This is a genomic window from Candidatus Palauibacter sp., from assembly GCF_965197445.1.
Classification (GTDB): domain Bacteria; phylum Gemmatimonadota; class Gemmatimonadetes; order Palauibacterales; family Palauibacteraceae; genus Palauibacter.
The window spans coordinates 453,841-472,564 of record NZ_CBDANE010000005.1 but is presented as its reverse complement, the minus strand read 5'-3'; the positions used below and the strand labels follow the sequence as shown (position 1 = coordinate 472,564).

Annotated in this window: 11 protein-coding genes; 5 read left to right on the top strand and 6 right to left on the bottom strand. The window is 67.1% G+C overall.

From position 1 onward, the window contains the following. Window positions 1–2: 2 nt before the first annotated feature. Entirely contained in the window at window positions 3–2,297 is a 2,295-nt protein-coding gene (locus tag ACN9M6_RS09325; protein WP_419162657.1) for a hypothetical protein, read from the bottom strand. A gap of 204 nt (window positions 2,298–2,501) precedes the next feature. Here ACN9M6_RS09325 and ACN9M6_RS09320 point away from each other — a divergent pair, with 204 nt between their 5' ends. The 3 genes from ACN9M6_RS09320 to ACN9M6_RS09310 are packed head-to-tail and all read left to right on the top strand — an operon-like array spanning window position 2,502 to window position 8,034. Further along, window positions 2,502–5,333 carry a M16 family metallopeptidase gene (locus ACN9M6_RS09320; protein ID WP_419162656.1) on the top strand — a complete coding sequence of 944 codons (2,832 nt, stop codon included), beginning with the start codon at window positions 2,502–2,504 and terminating at the stop codon, window positions 5,331–5,333. Window positions 5,334–5,362: 29 nt separating this feature from the next. Continuing rightward, window positions 5,363–7,285, top strand: coding sequence for a glucosamine-6-phosphate deaminase (gene nagB / locus ACN9M6_RS09315; RefSeq protein ID WP_419162655.1), 1,923 nt, complete (start codon window positions 5,363–5,365; stop codon window positions 7,283–7,285). A 44-nt stretch (window positions 7,286–7,329) separates the two neighbouring features. Then, window positions 7,330–8,034 carry a TIGR02206 family membrane protein gene (locus ACN9M6_RS09310; protein WP_419162654.1) on the top strand — a complete coding sequence of 235 codons (705 nt, stop codon included), beginning with the start codon at window positions 7,330–7,332 and terminating at the stop codon, window positions 8,032–8,034. Window positions 8,035–8,116: 82 nt separating this feature from the next. Here the strand turns inward: ACN9M6_RS09310 and ACN9M6_RS09305 are convergent, their stop codons facing one another. The 3 genes from ACN9M6_RS09305 to ACN9M6_RS09295 form a co-directional block, all read right to left on the bottom strand. Next, complete coding sequence (locus ACN9M6_RS09305) at window positions 8,117–10,804, bottom strand: amylo-alpha-1,6-glucosidase (RefSeq protein WP_419162653.1); 2,688 nt, start codon at window positions 10,802–10,804, stop codon at window positions 8,117–8,119. A 313-nt stretch (window positions 10,805–11,117) separates the two neighbouring features. Next, on the bottom strand, window positions 11,118–11,318 hold the full coding sequence (locus tag ACN9M6_RS09300) for an FAD-dependent oxidoreductase (protein WP_419162652.1): 201 nt from the start codon (window positions 11,316–11,318) through the stop codon (window positions 11,118–11,120). Window positions 11,319–11,334: 16 nt separating this feature from the next. Continuing rightward, window positions 11,335–12,834 carry an Ig-like domain-containing protein gene (locus ACN9M6_RS09295; protein WP_419162651.1) on the bottom strand — a complete coding sequence of 500 codons (1,500 nt, stop codon included), beginning with the start codon at window positions 12,832–12,834 and terminating at the stop codon, window positions 11,335–11,337. A 305-nt stretch (window positions 12,835–13,139) separates the two neighbouring features. Here ACN9M6_RS09295 and ACN9M6_RS09290 point away from each other — a divergent pair, with 305 nt between their 5' ends. Continuing rightward, window positions 13,140–14,324 carry a Fic family protein gene (locus ACN9M6_RS09290; protein ID WP_419162650.1) on the top strand — a complete coding sequence of 395 codons (1,185 nt, stop codon included), beginning with the start codon at window positions 13,140–13,142 and terminating at the stop codon, window positions 14,322–14,324. Window positions 14,325–14,329: 5 nt separating this feature from the next. On the opposite strand, the gene ACN9M6_RS09285 is transcribed toward ACN9M6_RS09290, so the two are convergent. Next, window positions 14,330–14,749 carry a secondary thiamine-phosphate synthase enzyme YjbQ gene (locus tag ACN9M6_RS09285; RefSeq protein WP_419162649.1) on the bottom strand — a complete coding sequence of 140 codons (420 nt, stop codon included), beginning with the start codon at window positions 14,747–14,749 and terminating at the stop codon, window positions 14,330–14,332. Between the two features lie 40 nt (window positions 14,750–14,789). Next, window positions 14,790–17,204 (bottom strand): xanthine dehydrogenase family protein molybdopterin-binding subunit, encoded by a 2,415-nt coding sequence (locus ACN9M6_RS09280; protein WP_419162648.1) that lies wholly within the window; start codon window positions 17,202–17,204, stop codon window positions 14,790–14,792. 324 nt (window positions 17,205–17,528) lie between these two features. Between ACN9M6_RS09280 and ACN9M6_RS09275 the strand changes: the two genes are divergently transcribed. After that, on the top strand, window positions 17,529–18,620 hold the full coding sequence (locus tag ACN9M6_RS09275) for a carboxypeptidase-like regulatory domain-containing protein (RefSeq protein WP_419162647.1): 1,092 nt from the start codon (window positions 17,529–17,531) through the stop codon (window positions 18,618–18,620). The last annotated feature ends 104 nt before the right edge of the window (window positions 18,621–18,724 follow it).

Genomic DNA, 18,724 nt, shown 5'->3' with positions numbered 1-18,724 from the left:
ACTCATGTAGAACTGAGGTTGAGCACCACGCGCTCCTCCCCTTGCCTGTATTCGACCCTGAGGGAGCGGTTCACGCCCGCCCACAGGTGGGGGTGCGCGCGAAACGCCTCCGTCAGATAGACCCCGAGTGCGCGCATATGGAATGCGTGCTCCCAACCCCGGCTCATCAACCGGGCTGCCTCTCGAACTTCGGTATGCGGGCCCCCGCCCGCGATGGCCTCGTTCAGCCGCCGGGCCCCGCACGCCAGCTCTCGCCAGCAGCCGCGGGTGTCCCCGTTCTTCTCGGCCAACCGGCCCAGCGTCCACCAGTGCTTCGACCGGCGCTCGAATCCGGCCAGGCCCGCATGGCCGGCCCGCCGGGCCGCCTCTGACGCGGCGCCCCCAAGATCTTCCGCCGAGAGCGAGGCGTCTTCCAGATACTGCCGCCAGAGCGACCCGTACAGGAGCTGTCGGACCAGGGGCGTGTCGCGACCGGGCTCATCGGCCAGCCACGGGACGGCCCGCCCGAGCGCGACCCCGATCCCCCGTGAGTCGTCCGCGCCGAGAAGGGGGAGCAGAACGGCGAAGGTCGACTTCCTGAACTTGAGGTGAAACGAGACCTCCACATCGCTGTGCGCCTCCCCCATCCGCTCGAGGCGATCCCGCGCGGCCCGCGCGCCGCCCGCGGTCACGATGCCCCATATGACGCCAAGATCGACGAACCGCCCGGCGTCGCGGCCTGTGAGTCGCCCTTCCTCGTATTGCATGAGAAGGTGCAGTGAGTAGTCGAGCGCGTCGGCTCCCGGGGCGGCGCCCGGAGTCCACCGCCGGGATTTCGCGCTCAGCGTCGTCTTCCATTCGCAGCTGTCCCGGCCCCACTTGCCGGCGTAGCCCTCGAGGGCGGTGAAGCTGAAGCGGCTTCGGTCCAGGCGGCGGTCCCTGCGCATCGTCTCCCGCACGTAGCTTCGTGCCTTCCCGCGTACCGAGAAGAGGTCGCCGAAATCGAGCGACACGCCCCACGATTTCCTTGTCTTCACCGTATCCTGCTGCAGGAAGCGGTGGAGGGTTACCCCCGTCGCCTCCGCGGAGGAACCACTCTCCAGCACTCGCTCGAAGTCACCGCCCAGCATGGCGCGGTGCAGCACGTTGAAGTCGTCCCCGAGATGCGTCTCGTCGAATGTGGCCTCGATCAGCGCGTCTTCGCTGCGCGTGCGGCTGTAGTCGAAATCGACCGCGAACTGGGCCTTTTGCTTCGCGATCTTCTCAAGGAGTGCGGCAGTCTCCGTCTCTAGCGTCTCGACCCGTTTCCTCAGCGCGGACAGCCGAAGGCGTGCGCCCTCGATCCGCAGGCGGTCCACCAGCCTCTCCGCGGCGGCTCGCTCGCGGGGGTCCAGGTCGGCCACCCTCGGCTTCGCTAGAAGCTCCCTGACCTGCGCGAGGGGCTCTCCGAGCAGTGCTTCAATCGCGGCCCGAAGCGCCTCCTCGGTCTGCGCCTTGTCGGCGAACCGCACGCTCACGCGGGCCGCCGCGCGCACGGCGAACCCCTTGCGATCGGACTTTCGCACCGCGACTTCGACCTCGCCCGGCCGCCGCCTGGAGAACACCACGAGGAAGTGGTCTTCGATGTCGACCTTGAAGCTGGCCCGAAGTCTGGCGCCGACCTTGACCCCGAAATCCTCCCCGGGCGCCAGAAGCTGGCCCAGAGCGCCGATGTGGCTGGTGAAGACATCCGACCACTTCAAGCTGACCGATGCGCCCAGCGTGCCGTTCACTTCGAGTGCCAGCGCCTCGCCGGGCGCCAGCGAGCGCACATCCCCCGCGGAGACGGCGAACCGCGCCGTGGCAAGATCGCGGGCAACCGACGGGCCGACGAGATCTTCCGCATCGTGACGGCGGTAGTCGTGGAAGCGTACGGACACCTCGCCCCCGGCCTTGCCCGCGAACCCGAACTTCGCGGCCTTGAACCCTCCTGTCGCCTTGACCTCGGCGGACGTCCGGTAGGCCAGCCACGCCGAGTTCGCAGCAAAATGAACCGGTGTCCGGAGTTCGAGGTCCCGGGGTTTCGCGCCGGGGTCGGGGGCGTCCGCGAACAGTCCCGCGGGATCCTCGTCCTCCGGCTGATTGAAGATGTCGATGGTGGCCTCGCCCCCTACGGTGAACTCGAGATCATCCCGAGCGATCGGCACTTCCCTTTCGACGGACCGTGTGAGGAGCGTCGGGTTGGGTAACTCGGGATCTCCCAGCCGCCGGGTCACGTGTTCGGCCAACTGGAGGTCGACATCGCCGAGGATGTCGCCGAGATCGAGGTTCCGGGGCATGCGGGGTCTTTCGCAGCGGGTGGGCTACCGGACTCCGAGCTCTGTGGCTCGTCGGCAAGATCCGCAGGATGGCGGCGCACACGGGCTGCAACGATCCCGCGACGTCACCCCCGCAGCAAGTGGACCTCGCTCGCCGCCCCACCGGGCGAGGCCTATTTTCCCCTTTACTTCGCCACGCAATGGCCCTTCTGCCGAGAGTTACCGATGAAGACTTCCCGCCCGCTCCACCTCGCGCTCGTGCCGCTTGTGACCGCGATGGTCCTCTGCCCCGTCGGTGCCGCGGGACAGGCCCCCGATCCGAACGATCCGATTCCTTCGGACCCGTCGGTGATCAGGGGCACCCTCGAAAATGGCCTCCGCTACTTCATCCAGGAGAACGATCAGCCGGAGAACCGGGTGGAGCTGCGGCTCGTGGTCAACACCGGATCCATCCTCGAGGACGAAGACCAGCTCGGACTCGCGCATTTCGTCGAGCACATGGCGTTCAACGGGACCCGCAACTTCGAGAAGCAGGCGCTCGTCGACTACCTCGAGTCGATCGGGATGCAGTTCGGGCCCGACATCAACGCCTACACCAGCTTCGACGAGACCGTCTACATGCTGCAGGTGCCGATGGACGACCCGGAGGCGCTGGCGACCGGATTCCAGATCCTCGAGGACTGGGCCCACGGCGTGCTCTTCGAAGCCGAGGAGGTCGACAAGGAGCGCGGGGTCGTGATCGAGGAATGGCGTGGCCGGCGAGGGGCCGGAGCGCGGATGCAGGACCAGCAGTTCCCGATCATGTTCGAGGGATCGCTCTACGCCGAGCGGCTCCCGATCGGTAAGCCCGAGATTCTCGAGACCGCCCCCGCCGAGCGGCTGCGGAGCTTCTATGAGGACTGGTATCGGCCGGATCTGATGGCAATCGTCGCGGTCGGAGACTTCGACGGGACCGAGATCGAAGCGGCAGTCCGTGAGCAGTTCGGCGGGCTGCAGGGCCCCGCGGATCCACGCCCCCGGATCACCGCTGAAGTCCCCATCGACCATCCGCCACGCGCGGCCATCGCCACCGACACCGAGGCCCCGCAGAGCCAGGTCGGCGTACTCTACAAGCAGCCGCCCGCCCCGCGCGGCACCATCGGGGACTTCCGCCGCAGCCTCGTCGAGGGACTCTATTCGGGCATTCTGAACGCCCGACTGGACGAACTCCGGGTGCAGGCCGACCCGCCATTCCTGTTCGGGTTCTCGGGCCAGGGCCAGTTCGTGCGGGGAGTGGACGCGTACCAGCTCGTTGCTCTGGTCCCTGAGGGGGGGATCGAGCGCGGACTCGACGCGCTGCTCACCGAGGCGGAGCGAGTGGTGCGGCACGGGTTCACGGAGACGGAACTCGAGCGGCAGAAGACCTCTGCGAGACGTTCGTACGAGCGCCAGGTCGCGGAGAAGGAGAACCAGGAATCGGGTGCGCTCGCGAACCGCTACATACAGGTCTTCCTGCAGGACTATCCGTACCCCGGCGTAGAGACGCGGATGGAGCTGGTGGACGCGTTCCTCCCCGGGATCACGCTCGCCGAGACCAACGGCGTGGCCCAGGGGTGGCTGGCCGAGCGGGGCCGCGTCATCCTCGTCAGCGCGCCCGAGAAGGAGGGGCTCGAGACCCCGACCGAGGAGGACCTCGTGGGCGTGTTCGCGGCGGTCAGCGGGAGGGAGGTCGAAGCCTACGAGGACGCGGCGGCCGACGCCCCGCTCCTGCCGGTCGTGCCCGAAGGCTCACCGGTCGTGACCGAGGCGTCGTTCCCGGATGTGGGGGTCACGATGTTGACCCTCGAGAACGGTGTGCGCGTCGTGCTCAAGCCCACCGACTTCAAGGACGACGAGATTCTCTTCTCCGCGACCAGCCCGGGCGGCACCTCGCTCGTACCCGACGACCAATATGCGAGGGTTTCGTTCGCCAGCGCGGTGGTAAGCCAGTCCGGGGTCGGCGACTTCGACCAGACCGCGTTGCGAAAGAAGCTCACCGGCAAGGCGGCGAACGTCCGCCCGTCGCTGGGGTCCCTCTCCGAGGGACTGGGGGGATCGGCCTCGCCGAAGGACATCGAGACCGCCTTCCAGCTGATGTACCTGTACTTCACCGCGCCGCGCCGGGATGAAACGGCGTTCGCAGCCTTCAAGGCCCAGCAGTTGGGCTTCCTGGCTAACGCCGGTGCCAGCCCCAACGCCGTGTTTTCCGACACGATCTCACACACGATGTCCCAGGGACATCCGCGCGTGCGAAGTCTTTCCCAGGTCGTGGAGGACCTCGCGCAGGCCGACCTCGACGGGGCCTACAGTCTCTACCGTGAACGCTTCGCGGACGCCAGCGACTTCACTTTCTACTTCACGGGCGCCTTCGAGCTCGCCGGGATCCGGCCGCTCGTGGCGCAGTACCTCGGCGCGCTCCCCGATCTGGGACGTGTCGAGACCTGGCGCGATACCGGCATCGATCCGCCCGCGGGCGTGATCGAGAAGTCCGTGTACAAGGGGCTGGAGCCGCAGAGCCGCACGCAGATCATCTTCTCGGGCGAGGGCGAGTACTCGCGCGAAGAGGCGAACGTGATCTCGGCCATGGCCGACATCCTCGACATCCGGCTGCGTGAGGTGCTGCGTGAGGACCTGGGCGGAACGTACGGCGTGGGTGTCGGCGGATCGCTGAGCTACCGGCCGGACGAGGAATACAGCGTGCGCATCGGTTTCGGCTCGGCGCCGGAACGCGCGGAGGAACTCTCCGCCGCCGTGTTCGAGGAGATCGAACAGCTCAAGGCGGAGGGACCGGACGCGGAGACGGTGGACAAGGTGCGCGAGACCCAGCGACGGACGAAGGAAACGAACCTGCGCGAGAATCGGTACTGGCTGTCGCAGCTGGCCGCTTTCGAGCGGATGGGGCTCGACCTCAACCAGATTCCGAGTTATGAGTGGATCGAAAGCTGGACCGCGGAACAGGTGCAGCAGGCCGCGATCCGCTACCTCCGCACCGACCAGTACGCCAAGTTCGTGCTGATGCCGGAACAGAAGGTGCCCTAGCAGCCCATGACCACCGGCAACCCGTGACCGTGACCGGCGCGAACGGTTCCGTCTACGCGCGGCGGGAGCGCCTGCCCGTCCGCGTCATGCCGGACCACGACAGCATCGCCGCCGAAGTGGCCGGCCGGATCGCGGACCTGATCCGCGCGCGGGCCGAGGAGGGCCGACACGCCGTCCTCGGCCTGGCGACCGGCTCCACCCCCGTCGGGGTGTACCGGGAACTCATCCGTCTGCACCGGGATGAGGGGCTCGACTTCTCGAATGCGGTCACGTTCAACCTCGACGAATACTTCCCCATGCGGCCCGGGAGCATCCACAGCTACCACCGCTACATGCGGGAGAACCTGTTCGATCACGTGAACATCTTCCCGGACCATCGACACATCCCGCGGGGAGACGTGCCCGAAGGGGACGTGGAGGCGCACTGCGTCGAGTACGAGCGCCGAATCCGGGAAGCCGGCGGGATCGACTTCCAGATCCTGGGGATCGGGCGCAGCGGCCACATCGGCTTCAACGAGCCGGGGTCCGCGCGGGACTCGCGCACCCGGCGGCTGTACCTGGACACCGTCACGCGGGCCGACGCCGCGGGCGATTTCTTCGGAGAGGAGAATGTCCCTCCGCAGGCGATCACCATGGGCGTGGCCACGATCCTCGAGGCCCGCGAAGTGGTCCTGCTGGCAACCGGAGAACACAAGGCCGAGATCGTACGGCGAGCCGTGGAGGGGAAGGTTCATGCGGATGTCGCGGCAACGTTTCTCCAGCAGCATCCCGCCGCAACCGTCTACCTCGATCCGGCTGCGGCCTCGGAACTCACCCGCATCCGCACGCCATGGCAGGTCGGTGACGTGGAGTGGACTTCCGAGCGCGAGACCGCGGCCGTCATCTGGCTGAGCGAGCGCACCGGGAAGTCGATCCTCCACCTCGCGACCGACGACTACCGCGCCAACCATCTCGCCCCGCTCACGTCCCGTCACGGGTCGGCCGAGCCGCTCAACGGGCAGGTGTTCAACGCGCTCATCTCCAAGATCCGGGGTAAGAGCAGGCTCCCGCGCGGCCAGGACATCCTCGTCTTCTCACCCCATCCGGACGATGACGTGATCTCGATGGGCGGGCTGCTCAGAAAGCTCGTCGAGAACGGCAACCGGGTGACCGTGGCGTACCAGACCTCCGGCAACATCGCCGTCTTCGACCACGAGGTCCGGCGCTACCTGGACTTTCTCCGGCGCGCGGCCGACGTGATCGACCTCGGGGCGGCAGAGACTCTCGAAGCGACGCTGAGTTCCGTGGAGGACCGCCTCGCGCACAAGGAACCGGGAGACGTGGACCCGAAGGTGGTGCAGCAGCTCAAACGGATCATCCGAGAGAGCGAGGCGGTCGCCGCCATCGAGTCGCTGGGACTGTCCGCCGAGCGCGCCCGCTTCCTGAACCAGCCGTTCTATCAGACGGGGAAGGTGATGAAGAACCCTATCTCCGCAGCCGACGTGGAGATCGTCACCCAGCTGCTGGAGGAGGTGCGGCCGACGATCGTCTGCGCCGCCGGTGACCTTTCCGATCCGCACGGGACGCACCGGATGTGCCTCGAGACCGTCGAAGCGGCCCTGGCTCGCTACGACGGCAACCCGCCGTGGCTGTGGCTGTACCGGGGCGCGTGGCAGGAGTGGAGTCTGGTCGAGGCGACCGTCCTCGTACCGCTCTCCGAGGGCGAGGTGCGCGGAAAGGTGCAGGCGATCTTCCAGCACGAGTCGCAGAAGGATTCGGCGCCCTTCCCCGGGCCGGACCCGCGCGAATTCTGGCAGCGCGTAGTCGACCGGAACCGCGGGACCGCGGATCTGCTGCGCGCCCTCGGGCTGCCCGCGTACTACGCGATGGAGGCATACGTTACCCTCCGCGAGGGACGGCGGGTCGAAGGACCGGAGATCCCCACGTCGTCGCTCGCCGATCCGGACGGGTGAGGCGGCGCGGCGGCGCCGCGGACCGCAACATGTGAGGGGCTGACATGGGCCAGTTCTTCGGCACCGAGCTTCGGCCGCTCGATCTGTTTGGCCCGGCGCATCTGGTAGCGACCGGCGTCCTGGCCCTGCTCGGGTTCTGGCTGATCCGCGCCGGCATGGCCGCCGACGAGCGCGGGCGACGCCGTCTGCGAGTCGCGATGATCGCCACCATCCTCCTCTTTCGAATCACGAAGCATGCGTGGAAGGCGTCGGTGGGATTGTGGGCCGTGGAGACCGACCTGGGCCTGCACCTGTGCAGCGCCATGTCGCTGGTCACCGTGTACGGGCTGTGGACCCGGCGCCCGTGGGTCCTCCATCTCATGTACTTCTTCGGCGTCGCCGGCGCGGTGCAGGCCGTTCTCACCCCGGACGCGATCTTCGGCGTTTGGCACTTCACCTTCTTCGAGACGATGATCTCGCATGGGATTCTCGTCATGGCGGGGATCTGGGCGGTGAAGGTGGAAAGCTACCGGCCGACGGCGCGCGATCCGTGGCTCGCGCTCGGCCTGCTGAACCTGTATGCCGTCGTGATGTACCCGCTCAACCGGCTGCTCGGGTCGAACTACCTGTACGTCATCGACAAGCCGGCGACGGCGTCGATATTGGACTACTTTCCGGGCTGGCCGTGGTATATTCTGCTGCTCGAGCCGCTGGCGATCGCGCTCTTTCTCGCTCTGTATCTTCCCTTCCGGAACTGCGCGTCCGACTGACGGTTCACGAGTTTTCGTCATTCGATCTATTTTGTGCAGAAGTATGTTGAAAAAGGGGGCGCGACATTCGCACATTCGTCCGTCAGTAACGTGTGTGTGGCCGGACTGTATCGGTTCTGTCGACACCGGATGACGGCGGCCCGGAATCCAGCCGGACGGTCGCTGCGGAGCGGCCCTCCCCATCAGCAAACTCCACCCGAATCACGCCGTTCCCGCGATCCGAGACGAGGGCCGTGCCGCTTGTGACGGCGGGGCCAACGGGGGTGCCGAACAGCTGGATGTCGTAGGTGCGACCGGCCGTCCCCTCCACGGAGAGGGTCCAACCATCCGCTTCGGACGCGAAGTCGAGGATCCGGAGGCCGGCGCTGCGCCCGCCGGGCTGCAGGTCGACCCGGGGCGGTGCCACCGCGAGCCCGCCCTCCCAGCTCACGACGATTTGTGCGCGGTCCCCACCCGGCGTCTCGGCACCGACGGGCACGGCCAGGCTCCCGTCGGATGAGGGTTCCGTTTCGACGCCGTTCACCCACATGGACACCTCCTGCGCACCCACCGGCACGTCGGGGACGAAGTCGAACGTCAGCGGCGGCCCGGTGGTCGTCAGCGTCGTGCGCCGCTCCCCACCCGTCGCCGTCCAGGTCTGGCGGATTTCCACATCGGTGGCGGTCGCTCCGGCCCGGAGCCGCTTGACCGTCACCTCCGGCCAGTCCGGCGGCAGCTGCGGAGCGAGCCGGGCCCGGCCCAGCGGTGCATCGGGTTCCCACCCGAGCACGCCACGCAGCAACGGCGTGGCCAGCATCGAGGTCGCGAAGAACTGGTGCGGGACGGTCTGGTCGAGAGGCTGGTAGAAGCTGCCCGACAACAGCTCCGGGTGGCGCCCCAGGCTCCAGTCGAAGGTCATCTGCTTCACCGCGTCCATCAGGTGGAATCCCGCCCACGGACGCCGGTACCGGTACTGTCCCCAGGCCACGTACCCGGTCACGAAAGGCCACACCGTGCCCATGTTGTACTGGAGCGGATCGTACAGATCGCTCTCCGTCGAGAGCATGTGCGCGCCCCAGTCCGAGGACACGCGGTCGCCTGCGAGGTGGGTCAGGGTCGATTGCGCGCGCGCTTCGTCGAAGAGACCGAACGCGGCCGCTGTGGCGGGCCACACGGTCAGGTTGTCGTTGGTACGGCCATCCGAGAGGATCCCGAACGCATGATGGCCCGCTTCCTCGAGCCAATACGCGTCGTCGAGGGTCGCCCGCGCGACGGGCGCGATCTCCCCTGCCTGGGCCGCGAGTTCGGCCTCGCCCATATGCTCGGCCAGCACCCGGGTCCCCTCGAGGGCCGCGACCCACACCCCTGCCAGGTAGATGTCCTGATGGAGCGCCGCCCCGAGGCCGCCGACCTCGACCGCGGCCAGCCCGCCCACGGTGTTCTCGATGATGCCGTCACCATCGGTCTCGGCCGTGAGGCACCACTCCCACGCGCGCCGGTACGCAGGCCACAGTTGCCGCAGCAGTTCGTCGTCGCCGCTGGCGCGCCAATATTCGTACACGGCGGTCATCCAGTAGGGCGTCGTGTCGGCATGGTAGTACGCGTACGGGTAGGTGCCGAACCAGTCGATGCGCGCGGCGGCCTGCGAGATTTCGTGCGTGATCTTGCCGTCCTCGCGCTGGTACCGCGCCAGGAAGGCGAGTTCTTCCGCCACCAGCGCCCACTGGCCGAGCGCGTCCATCGCGAACGTGTTCATCGCCGCGTCGCCGCCGAAGAACCAGCCGAAGCCGGGGCGGGCGCCGTTGCCCGAGAGGCCCCAGCCGGCCACGAAGCCGCAGCCGAGATCGGGATTGCAGACGCGCTGCTCCTCGAGATTGATCTTGGCCCACTCGAGGGCGAGGTCCAGTTGCGGATCCGGCGACTCGATGGAGACCGTGGATGCGAGCACCGAGTCGGCCCAGGCTCGTTTCGCGTCGTACAGCGAGCGGGCCTCGGAAATCAGCCGCTCGTAACTCTCGAAGACCTCCTCGCGGGGCGTGGTCCCGCCCGCTACCGCGATGGGGATGAACTCCCGGCGGGCCCGCTCCGGGTCGACCGGGATCACCATCGTTCGGGGCGCCTCCCCCAACTGGTGGGCCGGGTGTTCCACCGAGTTCGCGGCCCACGGCGAGCCGACCACGGCGTTCTGCGCCTGCAGACTTTCGGACAGCACGAAGACGCGCCGGCCGGCATCCCAGTAGGCGTACTGCCCGCCGATCGACGCCGGCCACATGTAGTTCAGCACCGGCTCGAACTCGGCGATGATCTCCAGCGGCTCCGGGCTGTCCACTTCGAGCAGGAGGAGGAGGCCGGGAATGTCGGCCGGTGCGAGGATGTGCTGGCGCACCTGGAAGGCGGCGTGGCTGTAGGTGATGGTGGTGATTTCCGGGCGTACCTGTACGCTGCGGGCGAGCTGCTCTCCCGGAATCGGCGACCCGTAGCTGGGGGTCGAGAAGCCCAGCCGGAACCCGCTCCCGACCTTGAGGGGATGGACCCACAACTCCGCCTCGCCCGTCTCGAGGCCGAGCCAGGCCGACCGCGGTCCCGTCACGCCCAGATACTCTCCGGGGCGCACAGGTCCGGCGAGTTCGATCGCGGACGCCTCGATCTCGAAGCGGGGGACCGAGAGCGTGGCCCGATCAGGTGGAACTTCCCCGGGTGCCTGCGCGGAAGCCATCCGCGGCGCGATTGTTGCGACCACCACGAGGAGGTGAAGAAGCGAGATCATGCGTGGGATGCCGTCGAGAGTCATCGCCCGGATTCCTGGTCTTTTTTGGAGTCGGTGCCCGCCGCCCGACGCCTTCCCGGGAAGTGGTCGGCCCTGCGGACATTCATGGAGCGGCGACCTCGCGTTGGAAACCCCCGGGGCATCTGCGGTGCCTCGATTCTGGTTGACTCTCCGGCGCCATGGGAGCGACGTTTGCGTCGGAGCCGCAAGAGCTTCCTCAGCTCGTCCCCGTACCCCCTTTTTTCAAGGAACTCCCCCTGAGGCTCCACCCGCATCGTCATCTCCCCCAGCTTCGCACGCGTCCGCATCAGCTCCCCGTCCGGAGCGTTCTTCGCCTTCAGGCCCTCACGAGCCCCCTCCAGGAACCACCGCCGCCGGGTGCGCTATAGCAGTTATTCCCGCCAATCCGATCCTGAGCTTCAAGGAGCCGGAAATCGAATCGGTCGCGATGCAGCGCCCACGCGGCCCCCAGCCCTGATATGCCTCCGCCAACAATGGCTATCCGCCGCCGCACTGTCTTTTTCCCACCGGCGGCCATGTCCTCGTATCCTGGGTTAGCGGCTGCGGAGCACACGAACGACACGCCCGGCCGCATCGACCACGTGGAGCGGACCCGTCAGCACGTCGTCGCCCAGGTCGACCACGCGCCCGGGCGTCTCGTCCGGGGCGGCGCCTCGGGCGGGCAGCGTGTACGGCTCCGCCAGCCCGGCATCGACCGTGTAGCCGAGATCGGCCATCGACTGGATGGTGATCGCGCTGAACGTTTCCGGCGCACCGAGTGCGTTGAGCGGTCGCATGAGTTCGCCTCGCAGGACGGAACCCCGCCAGTGGAGGTTCGCGCTCCCTCCCCCGCCGAGATTTTCAACGGGGACCTTCGCGCCGCCCGTGTAGTCGGTGCCGCCCGCCTCGTCGAACGCCGCGAGCGCAAGGGGACCCACGAAGTGAGTGTCGATGGACCCCACTCCGAAGGAACGATCGCGAAGCAGGCCGACACGGGGCCAGAGCAGACCGAATCCCAGCGCGTGGGCGATCTCATGGACGGCCAGTTCCATCGCGTCGCCCGACCCGATGAGATCATCGAAGTCCGATGCGTCGAAGAACGCGACGCCGACGGCAGGCAACATCGACCCGTCCCGAAGCCGACACATGCCCGCCTGGGCCAGGGTCCGTCCGGGACCGTCGATCTCCCGGACTTCGACGAGGATCATCAGATCGTCGATCGCGCCCACCGGCTCCGAGGTGCGCGCGCCGTGGCACTCGAGCTGTTCGCCGACCGGCACGTCCGGAAGCTCCGTATCGGCAAGGACGGACATCCAGAGTTCCGCGGCTGACCGGACCACGGCCCGCTGCGGCTCCGTCGCTGTATCGCCGAAGCTCAGCGTGATGTCGAATCCGCCGCGGCCGGACCGGACGTCGACGGAGAAAGACAGCTCGGCGGTCAGGCTGCCGGGGTCGCGGGCCGTCACCGTCACTGTCGCAGTCCCCCGCGCCACGGCCATCAGCCGTACCGTGCGCTCCGAGGCGGTGGCTGTCGCCACGTCCGCGTTCGAAGACGCCGCTTCGTAGGCGAGGGTATCGCCGTCCGGATCGGAGAAATAGGCCAACACCTCGACGACGGCGGTGTCTCCTGTCATGAGTTCGAGATCGGGGGGCGCGCCAACGGCCGTCGGCGCCCGGTTCGGCACCGTCACGTCGAACCGCAGGGCGGCGGCCCGGCCTTCGGGATCACGAGCCGTCACGGTCACCGTCGCAGTCCCCCGCGCCAGGGCGACCACCTGCACCGTGCTGCCCGACACCTCGACCGTCGCGACACCCGACGCCGACGACCTCGCTTCGTAGGAGAGGACATCTCCATCCGGATCGGAGAAGTAGCCCGACACCTCCAGCAGCGCCGTCTGTCCGCCGGCCAGTTCGAGGTCCGGGATCGTACCGACCACCATCGGGGGTCGGGTCAGCGCGGGTTCCGTGCTCCCGTCGCCACATGCCGCGGCCCACGCGGCGGCGAGCACCGCGAACGCCCGGAAGACGGCCTTTCCAAGTGCTCGCGCTCGCAACTGAGCACACGGGTAGTACCGTCCGTCTCGATCCCTGGTTCGAACCCCTTGTAGCTCGCTCAACCGCACTTGATACCGATCATCCCGTCCCCTGGGTGGCTGGAGCGAACGTAACTGGATTAGGGAAGATGTGGCGGCAGGATGGTTACTTGCGGCTCGAACCAATCGTGTGCAGATGCTGCCATACAATTGGTCATAGAAGTAGTGGAGTTAATTGGCATATACAGTATATCTAAATATACATCAACGTATTATGTTGTCAAACAAGCTGTCAGACAAGCTGTCACAAAAGGTGTCGCGAAAACATGGATTGGCAGACGTTCAGCTTCGAGTACCGCCTCGACCGAGGCCGCCTGGCGACCCGCTTGATAGAAATCGAGGCAAGCAAGAAGGCCGTGGAGAACCTTCTCTTGCCCCTGGATTGGAAGGACCAACTCGACAGACTGAATCGCATCAGAACAATCCGGGGGACGACCGCCCTCGAGGGCAACCCGTTGTCGGAGGCGCAGGTGCGCGAGTTGCTCGATCGCGAAACCGACACCGAGCCGCCAACAAGGGAATCCCGGCAAATCGACAACGCAAACGCCGCCCAGAACTGGGTTCGGGAGAGATTCGGACCTGGTGAGGCGCCGCTCACCGTTCGGGACATCCTCCGAATGCACGAATTGATGACGAGGCGTTCCGACGAGGTGAACAACGTCCCCGGCCGCTTGCGAGCACACGGCGTGCAAGTCGGTACGGAGGCGCTGGGGGGCGTTCACCTGGGCGCACCCCACGAGACGCTCGCGCAGCTGCTGGACGACTTCGTGGCCTGCGTCAACTCTCTACGCGTACGTGATGAACATCCTGTGGTCAGGGCTCTGCTCGCCCACTTCTTCTTGGTGACGATCCATCCGTTTGGAGACGGAAACGGCCGCGTGTCTCGGCTGATCGAGGCCGCCATTCTCTTCGAGGGGGGCTACAACGTCCACGGTTTCTACGGGCTCTCGAACTACTTCTACCGCAACAGAGACCTCTACAAGAGGCGCCTGCAGGAATGCCGCAGAGAACAACCGTTCGACGTGACCCCTTTTGTGGAGTTCGGGCTGCGGGGCTTCGACGCCGAGCTGAAGGGCATCAACTCGTTCATCAAGTCAAGACTGAACCGCCTGGTCTACCGCTCGATGCTGACTCGCGCGCGCGACACGCGAGTCGGCAAGCGTCGCCGTCTTATCAACGATCGGGAGCATGGTCTTCTGGTTTTTCTCCTTGAGGAAACCGAACCGAGGGACCCCTTCTCGGAGAGCCCTTCGAGTCGGGTTTTTCTGAGGGACTTGACCGACTCCCCGTTCGTTCGAACGGTCTATCGCACCGTCACCCCAAGAACCTTCGTTCGAGAACTCACGAGGCTTGCGGAACTTGGCTTCATCGTCTTCGAGCGCGACCCGGAGTCGCGTGAGTTCGTCGTCGACCTCGACTTCGGGGCCATCGGCAGGTACGGCTCCACATAGACCCACTATGCGCCGAGCACGTGCAGCACGACCGTCCTGTGGTGCGGGCGGCGGCGATGCTCGAACAGGTAGATCCCCTGCCACGTCCCCAGAGCGGGCGCGCCATCGACGACGGGGACGGCCAGATGCGTCTGGGTCAGCGCCGCCCGGATATGCGCCGGCATGTCGTCCGGTCCTTCCATCGTGTGGCGATACAGGGGATCGTCCTCAGGCACCAGCCGGGCGAAGAAGCCCTCGAGGTCGTGCAGGACATCGGGGTCCGCGTTCTCCTGGATCGTCAGGGACGCCGACGTGTGGCGGATATAGACGGTCAGCATGCCCGTCTCGACGGCGAGGGAGGCCACCCAGTCGAGGATCGGGTGGGTGATCTCGACCAGGCCCTTTCCCCGCGTTTCGACGCCCAGTTGCCGAACGAACTGGTTCATTCAGCCCGTGGGATCCCGGACGGCCCGTGTCGTCCCGGTTTCAGGCCACGTCCTCGCGGCTCGCGGCGGCGGCGTGCGCGCGGAGGGCTCGCCACACGCGCTGCGGCGTGAACGGGAGCGCGTCGATGCGGACCCCGACCGCGTCGTAGATCGCGTTCGCGATCGCGGGGAGCGAAGGATGGAGCGGCCCCTCTCCTGCTTCCTTGGCGCCGTAGGGTCCCTCCGGGTCCACCGATTCGACGATCAGCGCCTCGAACTCCGGGCAGTCCATGGAGGTGGGGATCCTGTAGTCCAGCAGGGAGGGCGCGGTGTGCAGGCCACCCTCCACCTCTCCCTCCCTGAACCGCTGCTCCTCGAAGATCGCCTCGGCGAACCCCATGTAGGCCGAGCCCTCGATCTGGCCTTCGACGAGCGCCGGGTTGAGCGCCCGACCGCAGTCGTGTGCGACCCAGATGTTCTTCACGTCGACGACCCCGGTGTCCATCTCCACTTCGACCTCGGCCACGTGCGCCGTGAACGAGTAGGCGGGGGAGGATCCGATGGTTCCGCCGCGGTACTCTCCGTGGACATCCTTCGGGGTGTCGTAGGAGCCGACGGCGCCCAGCAGCCCGAACTTCGCTTCGGCCAGGTTGAAGGCCTCCGAAATCGAGAGCCGGCGCTTCGAATCCTCCGGAGTCTCCGCGTCGAAGGCCCAGCCGCGAGCCAGGCGCACGCGACCGGCCGGAACGCCCCACTCCTCCGCGAGTGCCTCCATGACCTGCGCGCGGAGGGCGCGGCAGGCTTCGAGACAGGCGTTGCCCACCATGACCGTCTCGCGCGAGGAGTAGGCGCCGAGATCGACCGGCGTCAGGTCCGTGTCTGCCGAGAAGACGCGCACGTAGTCGAGGGGCACGCCCAGTTCCTCGCACGCGATGTATGCCATGGTGGAGTCGGAGCCCTGGCCGATCTCCGACGCGCCGTGCAGGACGGTCACCCGGCCGGAGCGTTCGGCCTGCACCTGGACGGCCGCCTGCGGCATCTCGTTCGGGTAGATGGGATAGTTGGTGCCGGAGATGTAGGAGGACGCCGCCACCCCGAGCCCCCGCCCGCTCGGCAGCTGCCGGTAGCGCTTCTTCCAGTCGCTCGCTCGCTCGACCGCCTCGAGGCACTCCATGAACCCGTTCGAGCGGACCTTGAACTCGTTCACCGTCCGGCCCGTACCCATGAAGTTGCGGCGGCGGAGTTCGAACGGATCGATGCCGAGCTTCGCGGCGAGCTTGTCGAGCGAGATCTCGTAGGCGAAGCGGGGCTGCACCGAGCCGTGGCCGCGCTTGGGGCCGCACGGGGCGACGTTGGTATAGACACGGGTCGAATCGAACCGGTAGGACTCGATGTGACAGGGCGAGGTGAGGAGCTGCCCGGAGTAGTACGTGGTCACGAGGCCGAACGACGCGTAGGCGCCGCCGTCGAGGACGGTCTCCGCGTCGAGCGCCAGCAGCTTCCCGTTCCGCGAGGCGCCGAGCCGGTACTTCATGTGCATGGGGTGGCGGCCGCGGTGCGAGTAGAACACCTCCTCGCGGGTGTAGAGGATCTTCACCGGCCGCCCGGTACGCATGGCGAGCAGCGCGACGCAGAACTCGAGGTCGAACGGCTCGGACTTGCCGCCGAAGGCGCCGCCCACGGCCGGCTGCACGACCCGAAGCTTCGCCACGTCGTGATCGAGCACCCGCGCCAGTTCCCGCTGCAGGTAGTGCGGCACCTGCGTCGACGACCACACCTCCAGCAGGCCGTCCTGATTCAGCTTGCCGATGGCGCAGTGGGGCTCGATCGGCGTGTGCGTGGTCCCGTGGAAGAAGTACTCGCCCTCCACCGTGACGTCGGCGCGGGCCATGTTCGCGTCCACGTTCCCGAACTCGAGGTGGACGTGCTTGAGAACGTTGCCGTTCCGGTCCGGCCTGCGCGGCGCATGGATGGGCTCCGCCGCGGCTTCCGGGCTCAGCGCCTCCTCCGGCGAGAGATAGACAGGGAGCGGCTCGTATTCGACCCGCATCAACTCCAGTGCCGCGTTCGCCGTATCCTCGTCCACCGCCGCCACCGCCGCCACGGCATCGCCGATGAACCGCACCTTGTCGAGGCAGAGCGCGTGTTCGTCCCGGGTCCACGGGATGATCCCGTACGGGACCGGCATGTCGCGTCCGGTGATGACCCCGTGCACGCCCTCGAGCGCCTCGGCGGCCGACGTGTCGATGGAGACGATCCGGGCGTGCGCCTCGGTGGAGCGCAGGATCTTCCCGTGCAGCATCCCCGGCAGAATGATGTCGTCCGTGTAGATCTCGCGCCCGGTCGCCTTGCGCAGCCCGTCGACCCGGCGCGCACGGCGACCCAACGCCGTGAACTCGGCGTCGGCGAGCCCGGGGAGCCTGTCCGGATCCTCCGCGGCCTCGAGCTGCGCGGGCGTCAACTCGTGCGGGTGCATGGCTCTAATCTACGTTCCGCCTGCGGCCCGCGCCCCTGCACGCGGCAATAGAGAGAGAGGACCGGGATGAGGAAGATCTGCTACAGCTGCGCCGTGAGTCTGGACGGCTACATCGCCGGAACGGGCGCCGGGAAGTGCTCGGGGGAGGCATTCCGCTCCTCGCCGGATCAACCTCACGGATCGAGTTGAAGCTGGCGGGTCACAGAGTCTACGAGAAGACGGGCACGGTCGGTCTCACCTACCAGGGTCCTCCGGACACGCGAGTGACCAGGCGGGACGGTTCGGCGTCAGTTCATTGGTGCTCGATGCTTAGGAGGATCTGCCATGGACGAGGGACGAGGACGAATCACGCGGCGTCTGGTCGCGTGGCTGGCGCTGCCCGGGACCTTCTTCCTGCTCCAGCTGGCCGGCGGATTCGGTCGTGTCGCAGGCCAGGAGGAGGATTGCGGCGTCCGGGCCTCCCTGCAGGTCGCCGTTCTGGATGAGTCCGGCCTCATTTCGATCCCCTATGCGACGGTGCTGCTGCGTTGGACCGCCCCCGACTCTGTCTGGAGTCCGGTACGGCTGGAAATCGAATCCTCTGGTCGTCTGTTCGTTTGCGCCCCTCGAACGGCCACGGAGGCCAGTCTAAGGGCGGAGTTCGGTGACGCCGCCAGCGATTTGGCGACTGTCGCGCTCGAGCCCGGGATATCGCGAGAGATCGAACTCAGGCTGCTCGTCGCTTCTGTAAGCGATGGGCGCGTCGTCGGCTCAGTGCTGGACGCTCTTTCGGAACGTCCAGTGGTAGCGGCGGCGGTGTCCCTTGCCGGCCGCCCGCAGGAGGCCGAGACCGACCGGCGGGGCGGATTCCTCTTGGACGGTGTCCCAATCGGAGACCACTGGCTCTCGGTGCGGCGCCTGGGGTACGCTCCGCTTCGTCATCGGGTCACGGTCGCGCGCGGAGCCACCACGGAAATCGAGGTCGGCCTGGTTCCGGATCCGGTGGAGATGGAACCGCTCGTGGCGACCGCGGTGAGACTCCGGCGACTGGAGATCAAGGGCTTCTACGAGCGCAAGCACTGGGGCGAGCTGGTCAGCGGGGGCACGTTCTTCACCGTCGCCGACATCGAGCGCCGCAACCCCTTGCTCATCTCACACATGATCGCGGAAGAGGCGGGGATTCGCCTCCGAAACTGCGGCCTGAGGATCACCAGTTGCGAGTTGCATAGCACGAGGCTGTCGACCGGGTTCTCGGACACAGGCTGCCCCATGCCAATCTTTCTGGACAGTATTCGCGTCGGCACCGGCCGGGTTGACGATTGGGTGAGACCCGTGGAGATCGGAGGGGTCGAAGTATACAAGGGAGCGGCCTCACTTCCGGCGGAGTTCCTCGACTTCGATTCCCGGTGCGGGGCCGTCGCGATCTGGACGAAGTGATTCGAGGTATGTCACGCGTGTCCGGACGCTGGCGGAGGGCTGTTCTCCTCATAATCGCGCCGCTGGCTCTTCCATTCTCAGCCACTTCGGCCAGCGCTCAGACA